We start from the raw sequence: 15,011 nt of genomic DNA on the forward strand, positions 1-15,011 counted from the left end.
CAATCCTCAACTCATTGGGGTAGGTTCAATCGTCATGCCGGCACTTAAGCCTTGCAGACCCTCAACAATGACTTGATCTCCTGCTTTCAAGCCAGAGGTCACTAACCAACGATTATCAATTGCATCGCCTAGAGTAATTTTTCGTTGCTCGGCTTTATTCTCTTTTCCAACAATCCAAACAAGTGGATTTCCTTCTGCGTCTCGGAACAGCGCACCTTGAGGAATTAAGACGCTGTTAGGACGTGTTCCCGTTCCAAGTTTTGCCCGCACATACAGGCCGGGCAATAACGCATTATTGGGATTGGGAAATGCTGCACGTAAGGTGACACTTCCTGTCGCCTCATCTACAGCAACATCACTAAACTTAAAAGTCCCCTGTTCTGCATAGGCAGTGCCATTCTCAAGCTTCAACCGTACTGAAAGTTCAGTCGGTTTTATTCCATTTTCAGCAAGTTGTTTACGCAGTGCCATGTATTCATCACTCGACTGAGTCAAATCGACATACATGGGGTCCAGTTTTTGAATCGTTGCTAAAGGATCTGTTTGAGCAGAGGTGACTAAAGCCCCACGTGTAATGGATGAACGCCCTATTCGTCCTGAAATTGGCGCACTAACTTGTGTGTAACGTAAATTGGTTCGTGCTGTTTTCAGTACAGCTTCATTTACGGCAACAGTCGCTTTCGCTTGCTCATATGCACTTTGAGCATTATCAAGCTCTTGTTGACTCACCCCATTTACTTTAATTAATTCTTTATAACGCTCGGCTTGAAGGCGAGTCGAATTTACAGTGGCTTTTGCTAATGCAAGATTACCAGCGGCTTCATCCACACTATCCCGATAGAGTGATGAATCAATTTTATAAAGTGGCTGCCCTTTGTTTACTTGCGTGCCTTCCTTAAATAATTGCTCTATTACTACTCCATTGACTTGTGGACGGACCTGAGAAATTTCAGAGGCCACCGTTCTACCAGCCAATTGATAGGTAGATTCAATCGTCTCTGGTTTTATAGTGATCGTACCCACCTGCTGAATATTTTTAGGGGCAGGCTGATCAGAATCACATCCATTTAAAAAAACAAATAAAGGCAATAAATATATAAACTTACGGTAATTAAAACTTAGATCGAGCATATCTGGGACCCCAGACTTATAGACAATTTATTTACTTTACTGTAAAGTAAATAAATAAGATGTGCAAGAAAACCGATATGTTAAAAAAATCTCCAGGTCGTCCCTCTCGAATTCGCCCTACTATCATTGCTGCAGCACGCGAACTATTTCTAGAGCATGGATTAGAAGTCCGTTTAGAGGCTGTTGCCACGAAAGCCGGTACAAATCGACAAACTTTATATAACCACTTCCCGACCAAGACAGCGTTACTCATTGAAGTCTTTGATCATTTAAAAGCAGAAATGGAAGCACCTTTCATTGAGCAGCATGAATTGAAAAATAAGCGTCTAGATCAATTATTGTTAGAAATTGGACAGTCTGTACAAAATCATTTTTATCATATTGACGTCATTCGCCTGCAAAGATTGCTGATTATTGCCTTAGTTGAAATGAAAGAAATTCTTCCTAAAATTCAGCAACGTACTCAAGGGAATATTAAAAGATCTTTAACCGATATTCTTGCAACTGCACACAATGCTGGTATTGTTAAAATTGATCAGCCAGAGGAAGCAACAAAGGCTTTCCTCGGTGCGGTAATGGGCTATACCTATCCCGCTACGTTGATTAGTGGAAACATTCCAACTCCAGAAGAACTAAAACAGTTAAATGAAGAAGTGTGTCGTACCTTTTTAAAAGCATGGCAATATAAAGAATAGCCCCACAACAAAAGCCCTTGTTATAAAAGGGCTTTTTAAATTAGACATTTAAACATCGTATCAATTACTAATAGCTTGAAGAAACATCTGGCAAACTCACTTAAGCAGATTTAACAGGAATATTTTCATGCTTCATTCATCCTATTTAAACTGCTTCAAAAAACATTCTAATATCATCTCTCTATCCCCTACCTGACCCGAGCTTAAAAGCTGAATAATGGTTCCCTCAATCATATATAAAAATAATTTGGCGTCCTGAAAGGAAGCATCTTTTTTTAGTTTTATTAACTGACTATAGATTTCATTAAGCAACCATGTTCTATATCTCATTGCGGTGATATAGGCTTTTGGATAGGTCAGTTTGATTTCAAAAATTGCTTTAAATAATAGATAGTAAAGCCCCTCCAAATCGGTGTGTAAGACATAAAGTTTCTTAAGTTTATCCACCACACTTGTTTGACTGGTGTACTCAACCATTGAAACTACTTTTTCTTTTAAACGTTCTTTTTGCACGATCATGCAGATTTCAATGAACCGTTCTTTAGAGTGAAAGTAATGATAAAAAGTCGCTTTTGGAATTTGAGACTCTTTCACAATTCTGTCGACTCCAACCGTATGAAATCCGTGATGGTGAAACAGATCAATTGATTTATTTACGACTAGTATGGCACGTGGGGAGATCACTAAATGTGGCATAGTTTTACCGTTATAAAATTATCGTTGTAGATAAATGAGATACTTTTTTGGGAGAAAAAAAGGCATAGCAAAGCCATAAAGACTGTGCGTGGCACATCTCAAGTTTTATTGTTGATTAAGTTTTTTGGTCGCGACGAATTAAAGCCTGAAAAGCCCAATGGCCATCAAACTGCTTTAAAAGTTTAAGTTGTATCGATATAGACTTTGGCAAAGGCTGCCAAGAAATAGTGGATGTGCAAAGCCAACTCCTTTTTATTGGGAGTTCTGCCAGACATTTATAGAATTATGGTGGCAGAACGAAAGGGGGTTAGCAGACTGGCTCAAGACCCAGCACACCCGAAGGTGTCCCCCTTCCGTCCTACCGCTACAAAAAGGGAGACGAACGGGTCTACATCAAAAAAATGAATTTTTTCAATGTTCTTGAGCACGGTCTGCTAAAACCGGCTGGCAATGTGGCCAGCAGGCAAAGAATAGTGCCCTGTCCTATTACAGTCAAGCACACAAAATGACATTTGTTTTAATTTAGATCATTAAAAAGTAAGGATAAATAATGAGATGATTATTGTTAAATTGGGGTTTATAAAAAGTGGTATAAATTTAGACATCCAACTTAGTTTAAGAAAAAATAGGAACTTTAAAATGAAAACAATAAATCATCTTCTTAATATTTTAGTTAACATCCTATTAATTCTACTAACTTATTTTTATCTTAAAATTCATTACTATTACTATAACCTAAACAAATAGAACTGGTATGAAGATAGATATATTTTATCCTTACTCTTTATATCAACAATTTTCTTCATATCTATCACATCATTATTCTTATATAGCATTTACAAGATAAAAAAATATAAATACATTAGATGCACCACATATATCATTTACTTTTTATCAATGACGACTATTTTTATTCTATATCTACCAAAAGAATATATTTGAATAAAAAATAAGTTTTCCGTTATTAATGTAGGTGGTAAAACTTTACCATTTCATAATTTATTCTGGATGTATGAAAGCCTGATTATCTTTAAATATAGGATTCTTAAATGTTAAATACAATTTTATTTAGTATTATATTGGGAATATTCACTTCTATAGTCTCAATTTTTCTTACAGAAAAAATAACAAATATATTTTTTAATAAAAAAGAATTTTCTGAAAATTACATAATGTTTTCAAAAGTCTTCTATACTTTTTTGTTTATGATTTTTTCAATCTTTTTCTCTATACTCATAGGAAAAGGTTACCCTCTTTATTTTGAAGAAAGCTTAAGGCATGTTTTTGTAAAAGGGTACTTTTCAGCCTATTTTATAATTTTTATCATTTTTGTTTTCCAAAAGAATACTTAATATTTTCTGATACATATTTTTTAGTAAAAAATAAATTAGCAGCAAATAATAAAGTATAAATTATTTTATTTGATTCCAGATTTAAAAATAGATACTCAATAGACTAATAAATACTGCCTCATTAGATAGCGAGGCAGTATTTGGATATAGGATCTATTTTAAATAGGTGTGCCACAAATATCTGTGGTGCCTGTTGGATAAGTAAATTGTAGTTTTGAATGATCAGAAACTATTTCATATGATATTTCTTTACCAAGGGCACTAGAGTTAGAAGCATAAAATCCCTCTTCAATTGCAATAGCAAACTTCATTTTGCTTAATGGAGTTGTATAACTCCATGTGTATCCCCTATCTACACCATTTACAATATAACCAATTTTCTTGCTGATTTGATTGTAATAAATTCCCACTCTAACTGTTTCATTTGCTAAAACTTCTTTTTGTGTCTGATTTGGGGTTATGTTTCCAGAAATAGAACTCATGAACAAATTTTGCTGTGAACCATACGCACTTCCAAAACTTGGTGCGGCAAAAACAATACCGTCATAATTACTTGTTCCTGTGATAAATCCTGAAGCTAGTTCATTTGAGTTTAGATTTATTGGTTTCTTGAAAATATATTCAAAAGCAATCACATTAGACTGAGCAATATTGGTATCAGTTTTAGTTTTTATCAGTGTTCCTATGTTTATATTAGCCAAAGCCTTAGTTAACACTTTCTGACCAGTTATTGTTATATAGTTGCTTGGATTTGGTGTCCCTTCTGGTGTTTGTGAAGCGCTTGGATCAATCTCTAGATCACCAATTTTACATTCAGCCCAGCTCTGTACACTGACAATTAATAAGCTAAGAATCAATATATTTTTTTTCATTATTTCACCTTAATTTTATTGTGATTTTTGATTGTATGGTAAAAATTTAAGCTTTAAAAATTTTTCAGATAAAGAGACAATAGATTAAACTCTATAGTAATTTATTAGATAGATGTTGTTCTAAAATCAAAATAATAGGTATTAAATGAAAATAAAATCACTTAACAATCCTCAGCAATATTTATGAATGAAACTAAAATCTACTAAAACTATATCTGCAACTCTTCCAATACTATTTTTAATGTTTTAATTGCTGAAGTTCTAAAGGTAGTATTACCGTCCATATGCTTATTTTTATCTGTCCAAGCTATTGCAGCAAGGCATTGAATACCGACATAGCATAAAAATTCCCTTTGAGGAACTTTTTCCTCATAAGTCATTTCCCAACCTCGTATAAATGAATTTCTTAATTCTAAATCAGAGAAATCTATATCTAACCAAACAATCTTTGCTAAATCATAAACAGCATCACCAATACGAGCCGCTTCATAATCTAAAACACCAGAGATTTCATTACAGCTAGTTGCAAGAAGGTTTCGACCAATATAATCACAATGCAAAAGACTAAATTGGGTTGGTTCCCGCAAGTCTTTACAATATAAAAGTAACTCACTCAACTCATAACTAAATTCTTTGTAGTCGGCTTTAGTTGGATCAATACGTGACATCCATTTTGTTGTCATTAATTTTAGATGCTCATTCCATAAAGTTGGATCTTTTGAAGAGTCATCTCGCCCCTTCCAGAATTTCATCTCAAATAAACGAGAAGAACTAATAGCTCGATGAAAACGTCCTAAAGATGCGCCTGCCTCTTTTAGTAAGGATAATTTTTCTGTTCTCGAACAATTTTTTAAAATGTTATTTACTGGCTGCCCTTCTAAAGCACTCATTACAACAACAAAATAATTTTCCCATTCAAATTGATTTAATAGTCGCGGTGCCAATGAAAATACTCTAAGCTCGTCCAATATTTCACAATATCTTTCATGTTCCATTTTACGTGTATACATTTTTACAAAGACATATCCTTGAGTAGTTTGTGCTTTGTATACAGTAGCCCCTTCTCTATCAGCAACTAAACTCAATGTCTCGGCTTGAATTCGGCTGAGTAAGCCATCTAAATTGTGCATAATATTTTATTAAATATATAAAGTTATAATCTCTATTCATTATATGATAAAGAATATATAAGAGGACCTGTTTTATAAGGACTATTAGAACTTCCAAAGCTCTAAATAAAAAAGCTAAGCCCCGATTACCGAGACTTAGCTTTTAAAAATAATTTTAAATTAAAAATTACTTATTTGATGTCTGCAAATTCAGAAACAGGTTTGTTCACTTCAACTTTTGTGCCACCGAATTTTTCGCTTACAAACTTTTGAACTTTAGGTAAGTGGTAAAGTTCACCAAGTTTTGTATAGATCGGGTCGTTTTTGTTCGCTTCAGCAACACCCAACAAATTCACATAAAGCTTTGTAGACTGGTCAATAGGCTCACGGAAGATAGAATCTTTCATTACATTGAGACCACCCTCAAGTGCCAATGTATTACCTAACACAATCGCGTCTACATCGTTTTTAACACGAACGGCTGTAGTCATTTGAATTGGTTTTAATTGTAAGTTTTTAGGGTTTTCAACGACGTCATTGGTCGTCCCTTTTACAGGGTCAAAGTCTGGTTTGAGTTTAATCAGTTTAGCAGACTGTAATAATGTTAAAGCGCGCGCTTCATTGGCAGTATCGTTTGGAATCGCGATAGTTGCGCCTTGTGGGAACTCTTCAACAGATTTAACTTTATTTGCATAAATACCCATTGGCTCTAGATAAGTTGTCGCAACAGCAGCAACTTTAGCTGTATTTGAAGAGTTATAAGCTGCCAAATAGTTAAATGACTGGAACGCATTTACGTCTTGTTCGCCACTTGCTACAGATGTATTCAATACAACATAGTCAGTCAGGTTAGTCACTTCGAGTTTAATGCCCGCTTGAGCAGTTTCAGGAAGTGTTGCAACGTATTTCCATACGTCAGTGTCTGAACCTGTTGAAACCAGTTTAATAGTTCGAACTGACTCAGTTTTGTCTTTAGCTGATGCTGTATTTTCAGTTTTTGCAGGTTCTTTATTACATGCAGTCAGTGTTAGAACAGATGCGCTGAACAGAACACTAAATAATTTTTTCATAGATACATCCTAAAATAGGAAACGCCTATCTTACAAAAGAGTCAGGCATTGCCAACCAATGGGTCAAAATACAATTTTGGGGCGGAAATGATTTCCAGATATCGGGTTTAGAAAACTGAATTCAGCATCATTCCTTCCTTGAACTTGCTCGCTGAACAATAGAATTATGTTTTGAAACAGTTTCTAAATATTGGCTCATCATATATCAATAAATGAATATTCTACAAATAACTTGTTCAATTCTGATATATAGAAGCTTAATTGGTAAGATATTGAAAATAAAAAATATATTATATAAATATAGTAATTTTGATTAAAATATATACTTATTTGATTTATATGAAATTTTCAGGATTTATTAGCAGTATTTAAGCTAAATCTTACTGTAATGTAGACACTAGGTATAAAAAAAGCCCTTGTCATTAACAATGGCTTTTTAAGAATCTGGCGGAAGCGGTGAGATTCGAACTCGCGAAATTACTTTTGAATAGATTCTATTAAAATCCAGCCTAATAACTATTAATTAATCCCCAAAAATATTTTATAAAAACTATAAAATTGTAATAAAACATACACATTAAATTTAATAAAGAGCCCACTTTAAGGTGGGCCTTTATTACTTCTTTTTCTTTGCGCTGATCAAGAAGATTAATATAAAAAACAATAATCGAATTACAATATTAAATTACACCTCCTTACAAAAAATTAAAAAACAAAGGTACTTAATAAATCCACTGCAAAATTCTTATTATTAAGAGATTTACTATCTTTCCCTTAAAGCTTCTTTTGCTTTATTAAAAGGTTTAATCAAATAATCTAATATAGTTTTTTCCCCTGTTTTAATATCTACAGTAGCTACCATACCCGGTGTAATATTAAAGGATTTTCCATTTTTATTAGTTAATTTATCTGAATCTGTACGAATATAGACTCTATAGTAAAACTGATCCTGTTTAACTTCATCACGTAAAGTATCTGGTGAAATAACTGTAACTGTCCCCTTTAAGCCGCCATAAATAGAATAATCATAAGCAGTGATTTTAACTAAGGCTTCTTGACCTGGTCGAATAAATGCAATATCTCTTGGCGATATACGAGCTTCAACTAGAAGTTTTTCATCTAAAGGTACAATTGTCATTAATTTCCCATTTTGAGAGATAACCCCTCCTATAGTCATAACATCAATTTCTTTAACAATTCCACGAACTGGTGATTTAAAAATTGCTCGTTTAAGCGTATCAGATTTACCTTTTACGATTTGGGATTGGGTTTCCACATCAGTATTTGCTTTTGCTAATTCTTCACGAGATTTAACTAAATATTGATTTTGAATATCATTCATTTGGTTTATTAAGTCCGTTGCTTGTCGTTTCAAACGTAATACTTCAACGTCACTGGCAGCCCCTTTAGCAACAAGCGGTTCAGTCATTGCCAATTCTTGTTGTACTAAAACTAAAGCTTTTTTTAATCCAGCTAATGACTCTTCTAAATTTGAACGTCGAGAGTGATAAAGGGCCGTTTCCTCACTCACAAGTGATTGAACTTCTAATACTTCTTTTGGAAATACTAAAGCTGTTCCATTTACTTCAGCATTTAAACGTGCAGCGGTTGCTTTAGAAGAAAGAAGCAATGATTTTGTCTCACCAACATTTGATGCAAATCGAGTTGGATCAAGTTGTGCAAGATTTTGCCCCTTTTCAACAATTTCGCCTTCTTTGACATTAAGTTTAGTCAGAATCCCACCTTCTAAAGATTGAATAGTTTGTTCTTTTGATGAAGGAATAACTTTTCCAGTGCCTGTAGAGACCTCTTCTAGTTTAAATAACCAAGCCCACATTAGTAGAAATAGAACTCCAAAACAGATAATCCATATAAATAGACTAACTTTAGGTAAGGGTTGTCCTAATTGTTTATTCTTATTAGGAAGGGAAAAATTTAACTGTTTATAACTCATGATTTGGCTCCTATTTGTTGCTTAGGTTGAGATAATTTCAAAACCTGCTCTTTAGGACCATCCATTACAATTTTTCCATTATTAATAACAATTACACGGTCAACTAATTCCAATATTGCCTGTCGATGAGTAGCAACAATTAGTGTTTTATTGCCTAACCAACTCTGAAGTTGTTCAATAAATTGCTTTTCTGAAACATCATCAAGAGCAGCTGTAGGTTCATCTAGTAATAAGATATTAGGCTTTCTAATCAACAGCCGAGCCAGTAATAAAGCTTGTTTTTGTCCACCAGAGAGACCAACTCCACCCTCTAAAATTTGATAATCTAAACCTTCCTTTTTCTCTTGTAGAAAATCTAATGCTCCTGAGAGATTTAATGCTTTTAAAATATCTAAATCAGTAGCTAGTGGCGCTCCTAATTTTAAGTTCTCTCGAATTGAGCCAAAGAATAAATGAGAATTTTGGTTCAAAAGACCTACGTCTCGACGTATATCTAATGGATCAATTAAACCTAAAACAATATCATCAAGCTTAATCTGACCTTGTAGAGGCTCTTGCATACCAGCTAATAACTGTAATAAAGAGGATTTTCCTGCACCATTACGTCCTAAAATTGCAATCTTCTCCCCAGCTTTAATAGTAAGCTTCGGAATTACTAATATTGGTTTTCCATCAGTTTGGCTATATCTAAATTCAACCTGATTTAATTCATAATTTCCGAATAATGCAGGCCTCTGAATGAGATGTGTGTGAGGAGGTTGATCAACTGGCTTTTTCATAAGTTCATCTAAACCAGTTTTAGCAACTTTAGCTTGCTGTAAACGCCCTAATACCCCCGAGATTTGTGCAATAGGCCCTAACATTCTAGATGAAAGAATTGAACAAGCTACCAACGCACCAGTTGTCATTTCGCCTTTCATAACAGTAAAACAACCGACAAGTACAACAATTGCAAAAGCTAAACCTTGTATTTTTTGAGTCCATGCCATCATAATGCCAACTAACTTACGTTGGCGCATTGAAATATCAGCTGCAACCTCATTCATATGATTCCATTGATTTTGAAATCGTGATTCAGCCCGTAATAACTTTATATCTTCAATTCCTTGAACAGATTCAACCAACAAAGCATTTCGTATTGCACTTTCTCGCATTCCTTCTGAAGCTAATTTCGCCAATGGTTTTTGAATTAAAATACCAGGAATAATCATGAGTGGGACTACAACTAACATTACCCAAAACAAGTTCCCGCCAATCAACCAAAAAATAATAAGAAACAAGAAGAAAAATGGTAAATCAGCAATTGCTGATATTGTTGTTGATGTTACTAAGTCTCTAACACCTTCTAACTCTCTAATTTGTGAAATGAACGTGCCTGTTGATTTAGAACGCTCTTTATTTTTTATTCTTAACGCATGTCCAAATACCAAATCTGAAATACTTAAATCAGCGCGTTTTCCTAAAATATCAGATAAATAAATACGAGCTACACGCAAACTAAATTCAAATATCGCTGCTATCAATACTCCTCCTGCTAATACCCACAAGGTTGGTACAGATTGAGCAGGAATAACTCGGTCATACACATTCATAGAAAAAACTATAGTTGCTAATGCCAAAATATTTGCAACCAAAGAAGCAAACATAATATCTATATATCTTTTCCAGTCACGTAAAATGATTGCCCAGAACCAGCTTGCTTCATATGGTTTTATATATTCATCGATACGGGCATCTGGCACAGATTTTTCGGGTCGTAAAATATAAATATTAATTACATGCGATTTAAGAACATCCAATGTAAATACTTGCGCTAAACCTTGATCTCCACTTAACTGAACACTTAAATTTTGATTCGCATCAATTTTATCTAGTACACCCACTTGGCCATCTTTCATTTCAACAATAACAGGCAAATGCCATGGGCTAATTTCGTCTAAGTTTAACTGGGCCTTACGATAATTCATTCCAATTTGGCGTGACGCCAATATTAAAATTTCATCTATTGTTTGGTTCTGATGCCAGTCAAATTGAAGTCTGAGCTTCTCTTCCGATGGATCAATAAGATAATGTTTGGCAACAACTAAAATGGCTTGAAGCCATGGCTGATAATTAATTACATTGCTCATGGCTGAATTTGGAATCCTTGAATAGATGTATTATTTAAACGATATAAATCTCGAGAACGACCAGTTATTTTAATGAATTGTACTAAGTCGGAATAAATATCATATCGAGCAGTCTCTATTTCTTGAGCTACGCTATGAATAGCTTGTTCAGCATTTAAAAGATCAACAACGGATCGTGTACCTAACTTATATTGCTCTTGATATAGCTCTTTTGTACGAATCGTAGAATTTTGGCGTTCTCTAAGAACCTGAATTTGTCTCTGTTTATTTTCTATTTCTTGACGAATAAGCTGTACTTGATCTGATACATCTAAATATACGGAGTCTAACTCTGCTTTTGCCGCTTCTTCAGCATAACTTGCAGCGCGCTCCTTGGAACGTGTAGCCCCACCTTGAAAAAAATCACTCGTTGTTTCTAGCATTATAGAATTATAAAAACCATCATCTTTATTATTATTTGGATTTCTACCATTTAATGCCTGACTTAAACTTCCCTTAATATTTATAGTAGGATAATTACTTAACTTCGTTTGTTCTTTTCTATATTTAGCAACTTGTATTGCAGCTTGTGCAGCCATCATTTCTGGAATTAATGTAAATTCTGTTTCATCATAAAGACCTGCATTTTTCACTAGATATTCAGGAATATTTATTTCTAAATTTGAAACGTTATATCCCAATAAATTACGTAATTTTTGTTGATACTGTTTAAGTTGAGTTTCTTGAACAATTTTATTCGACTCAGCAGCTTCTAAGTTCGACTGTGCTTGTACAGGATCTGCTTGACTACTAATACCCGCATTTGCACGTAGATTTGCAATTTCAGCAATACGTGCTATACCATTAATTTGTTGATCCGCTATACGTAAAATTTCTTGATAGCGTTTAATATTAACAATGGCATTTGCTGTTTGATAAGCAATATCATCAATATTTGCCAAAGTGTTTGCTTGTTCTTGAATTAATTTAGCTTTTTCAATATCAACAGAGCTTTTAACTTTTCCAAAATCATATAACATTTGAGATGCTGAAATCGTAAAAAGTTGTCTTCCTCGCTCTCCTGAAGTTAAATCAGCTGTAGTAATTCCACCCGATATTTGAGGATAATATGCAGCTCTAGCCACATCAATACTCGCGCTTTGTCCAGCGATAGTAGATATGCTCTGAGTAATTTCTGGACGATGCTGTAAAGCTTGATGTATGGCCTTAGTAAAATCCAGCTCTTGTTGTTCCCATCTTAAATTTTCACTTGGAATTTCTCTCATGAAATTCTTCTCTGATATATTTGAAGAAGTCACTAATGGTAAAGCCTCGAGACTTGATCTTTCTTCTAAGCTAAAATCACTCAACTTTTGAATACTTACTTTTAGAAAATCATTTTCTGTTTCTTTTATAGAATATTGGCTCAAATGATTTTTCGCAGCATTCAAATAACTCTTAAATGTATCTGCATGAGTATCTACTATAAATAAAAAGAAAGGAGAAAATAAAATCCACCCTAATCTTGATTTCATTAGTGCCATTTTAGAAAACTATATTAAATCCATCGATTATGGATTATTAAATTAAAGAATCTTCAAATAAATAATCTTTTAATCAACATAAAATAGAAAAAAAAAGGTTATAGATCTATGACCTATAACCTTTTCATTAATTAACCAATAATAATCTGATTATTATTGAGTAAATCTTGTAGGGTTAAGCCAGCTTGATTCTCAATAATTAATAGATCAGACATATTATGTGTCCCAGCATTACCATCACGGTCTACCTGAACTGTGGCATTACCATTACCATCATCGACAACAGTTATATAATCACCTAAATTACTTTTATCTGCTAATAAACCCTCAAAAAAATCTGAACCAAATTCAATTTTGTCATTAGCTTCGTAATCTACCCAAGTGTCAGTACCATTCCCTCCAGTAGCATCTGCTGCATTTAATAAATCATATATAATGGTATCATCACCTCGACCAGTCGAAATAATGTCATTTCCTGAACCACCATAAATAACGTCATTACCTGCACCAGCAATGATAATGTCATTTCCAGCACCACCATAAATCGTGTCATTCCCTCCTTTAGTCGCTGGATCAGCAGCATCAGCAGCAATAAAATCGCGGAAATTCTCTTTTATATAGTCATAGATATCTTGCTGGCTTGGTTCAGCACCATTAGTAACTTCAGCTTTTAAATATGCGATTAATTTTGAATAACCCGAATATTTAGGATACTGAAGAGGATCATATCCGGTCCATGTCAACTGATCCGTATTTATAGCATCACCGAATAAAATATCATCTCCAGCACCTCCTTTAACTGTATCACCGCCAACATCAGCAGGTGTAAAGTTTTCGGAGCCACCTATTAAATAAGCTATCAGTTTATCTGCATCAGCAATAGCTTTGGCTTCACCATGGTTAGTACCACTCCAATCCCCTGGAAGTTTATTTCCATTGACATCGGTATTATCATAACGAGAGACTGTAGCATCACTAATTGAACTACTCACACCTACTGCGAAAACTTTACTCTGCTCCGCTAATGGAGCAAATGCGTTGTCCAAAGTTGATTGAGAACTGTTTGGTTCTCCATCTGTAAGATAATAAGTTTGATTTTCAAAATCAGCAGTAGAGATATCGTCAAACCAATCTACAGCTTTATTAAATCCTTGTTCTGGATAGGTACCACCGCCAGCTTTTAAGCTATCAAGATAAGTGAATATTTCATTAATATTATCTTTACTTACATTTAGGAAAACTTGGTTATAACCATTTCCAACACTACCATTTGCTGAGAATGAAGCGATTTGTAGATTAATCACGCCATCATGATCAGCCATTTGCTGAATAAAGGCTTTAAGACCTTTAATCGCAATTGCTAAGCGAGATTCACCAGCTGGTGGATTACCCGTACCATTCATTGCATATAACATACTGCCTGATAGATCTAAAACGATAGAAATATTATAGTCTTGACCAGCAACGAAATTAGTTTTTAATCCGCCAACATCACCCGCTAATAAATCATCTCCAGATGTACCTGTTACAGAATTCTCACCATTGGTTACTCCAGTAGATGAATCACCTTTAACAACTGGCTCAACTATTTCAGAATCTTGAGCATTCAACACATGACCATTACGATCATTAGTTTCCGCAACTACAGAAATTTGTGATCCGTCTGATGCTGGTATAATCCCATCTGTAGACGTCAAATCATATTGATAATGACCATCTGCGTCTGTTTGGACAGGTCGTTGAATCTGGATAGGTTCACCATTTTCATTATAGCCAGTAATAGTTAATACTACTTCTGTATTTGGCGCTACATCCGTCGTTGTTCCTGAAATATGTCCATTAGGATCGATATCAACAGTGATCGCACCTGCTACAAGGTCAAGACCCGGATCTGCCGGTGTATTCGGATCGTTATCATTGTCACCTTGCGGTGCCAAAGTATCGGTCGCACTTACATCCTTGCCATTCAGCCCTTTCGTAACTGCCTGTACATCAACCGATGAACCATCTGCAATACCATCACCTGCTACTAACTGGTAATTATATTTACCATCAGCATCTGTTTGAACAGTACGGGTAATCTCAACATCTGCGCCTGTTGCATCTTTACCTTTAATGGTAAGTACAACATTGCTGTTCGGTGCTACATCAACTGTAGTACCGCTGATCTGACCTGTGCCCGAGTCTGCAATATCAACAGTAATGCTACCGTCTGCCACACCTGCACTATTGTCCGTGTCAGTCACAGGTTTACCATTGTTATCAGTCGCTTTCGCTTCTGCTTCAATCGGTGCATTCGGGTTAATGGTCGCTGGAAGATCAGCAGTGTAGGTACCGTCCGGCTGAACCGTTGCCTGAACCTGTTCCGTTACAGGCTTACCTTGTGAATCTGTACCTGTTACTGTAATTGTCACTGGACTACCTGCAGGAACATCTGTAGTCGTACCTGTTAACTTATTCGTCGCTGGATCGATATCAAC

Annotated in this window: 11 protein-coding genes; 2 read left to right on the forward strand and 9 right to left on the reverse strand. The window is 34.8% G+C overall.

Annotation, left to right across the window (positions count from 1 at the left end; genetic code table 11):
- Positions 1-6: 6 nt before the first annotated feature.
- Positions 7-1,131 carry a multidrug efflux RND transporter periplasmic adaptor subunit AdeD gene (gene adeD / locus J690_RS12025; protein ID WP_032036039.1) on the reverse strand — a complete coding sequence of 375 codons (1,125 nt, stop codon included), beginning with the start codon at positions 1,129-1,131 and terminating at the stop codon, positions 7-9.
- A gap of 77 nt (positions 1,132-1,208) precedes the next feature.
- On the opposite strand from adeD, the gene J690_RS12030 reads away from it, so the two are divergent.
- Positions 1,209-1,826, forward strand: a complete 618-nt coding sequence (locus tag J690_RS12030) for a TetR/AcrR family transcriptional regulator (protein WP_032036040.1) — start codon at positions 1,209-1,211, stop codon at positions 1,824-1,826.
- A gap of 141 nt (positions 1,827-1,967) precedes the next feature.
- Here J690_RS12030 and J690_RS12035 read toward each other — a convergent pair whose 3' ends face one another.
- On the reverse strand, positions 1,968-2,522 hold the full coding sequence (locus tag J690_RS12035; RefSeq protein ID WP_032036041.1) for a TetR/AcrR family transcriptional regulator: 555 nt from the start codon (positions 2,520-2,522) through the stop codon (positions 1,968-1,970).
- 1,049 nt (positions 2,523-3,571) lie between these two features.
- Between J690_RS12035 and J690_RS24695 the strand changes: the two genes are divergently transcribed.
- Entirely contained in the window at positions 3,572-3,874 is a 303-nt protein-coding gene (locus J690_RS24695) for a hypothetical protein (RefSeq protein WP_032036044.1), read from the forward strand.
- A 158-nt stretch (positions 3,875-4,032) separates the two neighbouring features.
- On the opposite strand, the gene J690_RS12040 is transcribed toward J690_RS24695, so the two are convergent.
- The 7 genes from J690_RS12040 to J690_RS12070 form a co-directional block, all read right to left on the reverse strand.
- Positions 4,033-4,746: a DUF4882 family protein gene (locus tag J690_RS12040; RefSeq protein ID WP_032036046.1), complete on the reverse strand. Its 714-nt coding sequence runs from the start codon at positions 4,744-4,746 to the stop codon at positions 4,033-4,035.
- A gap of 209 nt (positions 4,747-4,955) precedes the next feature.
- A complete protein-coding gene (locus J690_RS12045; protein ID WP_032036047.1) occupies positions 4,956-5,876 on the reverse strand; it encodes an aminoglycoside phosphotransferase family protein in 921 nt (306 codons plus the stop codon).
- Between the two features lie 170 nt (positions 5,877-6,046).
- Positions 6,047-6,925, reverse strand: a complete 879-nt coding sequence (locus tag J690_RS12050) for a MetQ/NlpA family ABC transporter substrate-binding protein (protein WP_002118503.1) — start codon at positions 6,923-6,925, stop codon at positions 6,047-6,049.
- A gap of 763 nt (positions 6,926-7,688) precedes the next feature.
- Positions 7,689-8,879 carry an HlyD family type I secretion periplasmic adaptor subunit gene (locus tag J690_RS12055; RefSeq protein WP_032036049.1) on the reverse strand — a complete coding sequence of 397 codons (1,191 nt, stop codon included), beginning with the start codon at positions 8,877-8,879 and terminating at the stop codon, positions 7,689-7,691.
- A complete protein-coding gene (locus J690_RS12060) occupies positions 8,876-11,008 on the reverse strand; it encodes a type I secretion system permease/ATPase (RefSeq protein WP_032036052.1) in 2,133 nt (710 codons plus the stop codon). Before J690_RS12060 ends, J690_RS12055 begins: the two co-directional genes overlap by 4 nt.
- Entirely contained in the window at positions 11,005-12,531 is a 1,527-nt protein-coding gene (locus J690_RS12065; RefSeq protein ID WP_032036054.1) for a TolC family outer membrane protein, read from the reverse strand. Before J690_RS12065 ends, J690_RS12060 begins: the two co-directional genes overlap by 4 nt.
- Before the next feature lie 131 nt (positions 12,532-12,662).
- The coding region (locus J690_RS12070) for a type I secretion C-terminal target domain-containing protein (protein WP_050688046.1) at positions 12,663-15,011 on the reverse strand (2,349 nt) is incomplete at its 5' end.

The organism is Acinetobacter sp. 742879 (assembly GCF_000588535.1).
Lineage (GTDB): Bacteria > Pseudomonadota > Gammaproteobacteria > Pseudomonadales > Moraxellaceae > Acinetobacter > Acinetobacter pittii.

What these genes read in the sequence shown, in the direction of transcription:
- adeD (WP_032036039.1), bottom strand. Translation starts at nt 1,131, where the DNA reads ATGCTCGATCTAAGTTTTAATTACCGTAAGTTTATATATTTATTGCCT.
- J690_RS12030 (WP_032036040.1), top strand. Translation starts at nt 1,209, where the DNA reads ATGTTAAAAAAATCTCCAGGTCGTCCCTCTCGAATTCGCCCTACTATC.
- J690_RS12035 (WP_032036041.1), bottom strand. Translation starts at nt 2,522, where the DNA reads ATGCCACATTTAGTGATCTCCCCACGTGCCATACTAGTCGTAAATAAA.
- J690_RS24695 (WP_032036044.1), top strand. Translation starts at nt 3,572, where the DNA reads ATGTTAAATACAATTTTATTTAGTATTATATTGGGAATATTCACTTCT.
- J690_RS12040 (WP_032036046.1), bottom strand. Translation starts at nt 4,746, where the DNA reads ATGAAAAAAAATATATTGATTCTTAGCTTATTAATTGTCAGTGTACAG.
- J690_RS12045 (WP_032036047.1), bottom strand. Translation starts at nt 5,876, where the DNA reads ATGCACAATTTAGATGGCTTACTCAGCCGAATTCAAGCCGAGACATTG.
- J690_RS12050 (WP_002118503.1), bottom strand. Translation starts at nt 6,925, where the DNA reads ATGAAAAAATTATTTAGTGTTCTGTTCAGCGCATCTGTTCTAACACTG.
- J690_RS12055 (WP_032036049.1), bottom strand. Translation starts at nt 8,879, where the DNA reads ATGAGTTATAAACAGTTAAATTTTTCCCTTCCTAATAAGAATAAACAA.
- J690_RS12060 (WP_032036052.1), bottom strand. Translation starts at nt 11,008, where the DNA reads ATGAGCAATGTAATTAATTATCAGCCATGGCTTCAAGCCATTTTAGTT.
- J690_RS12065 (WP_032036054.1), bottom strand. Translation starts at nt 12,531, where the DNA reads ATGGCACTAATGAAATCAAGATTAGGGTGGATTTTATTTTCTCCTTTC.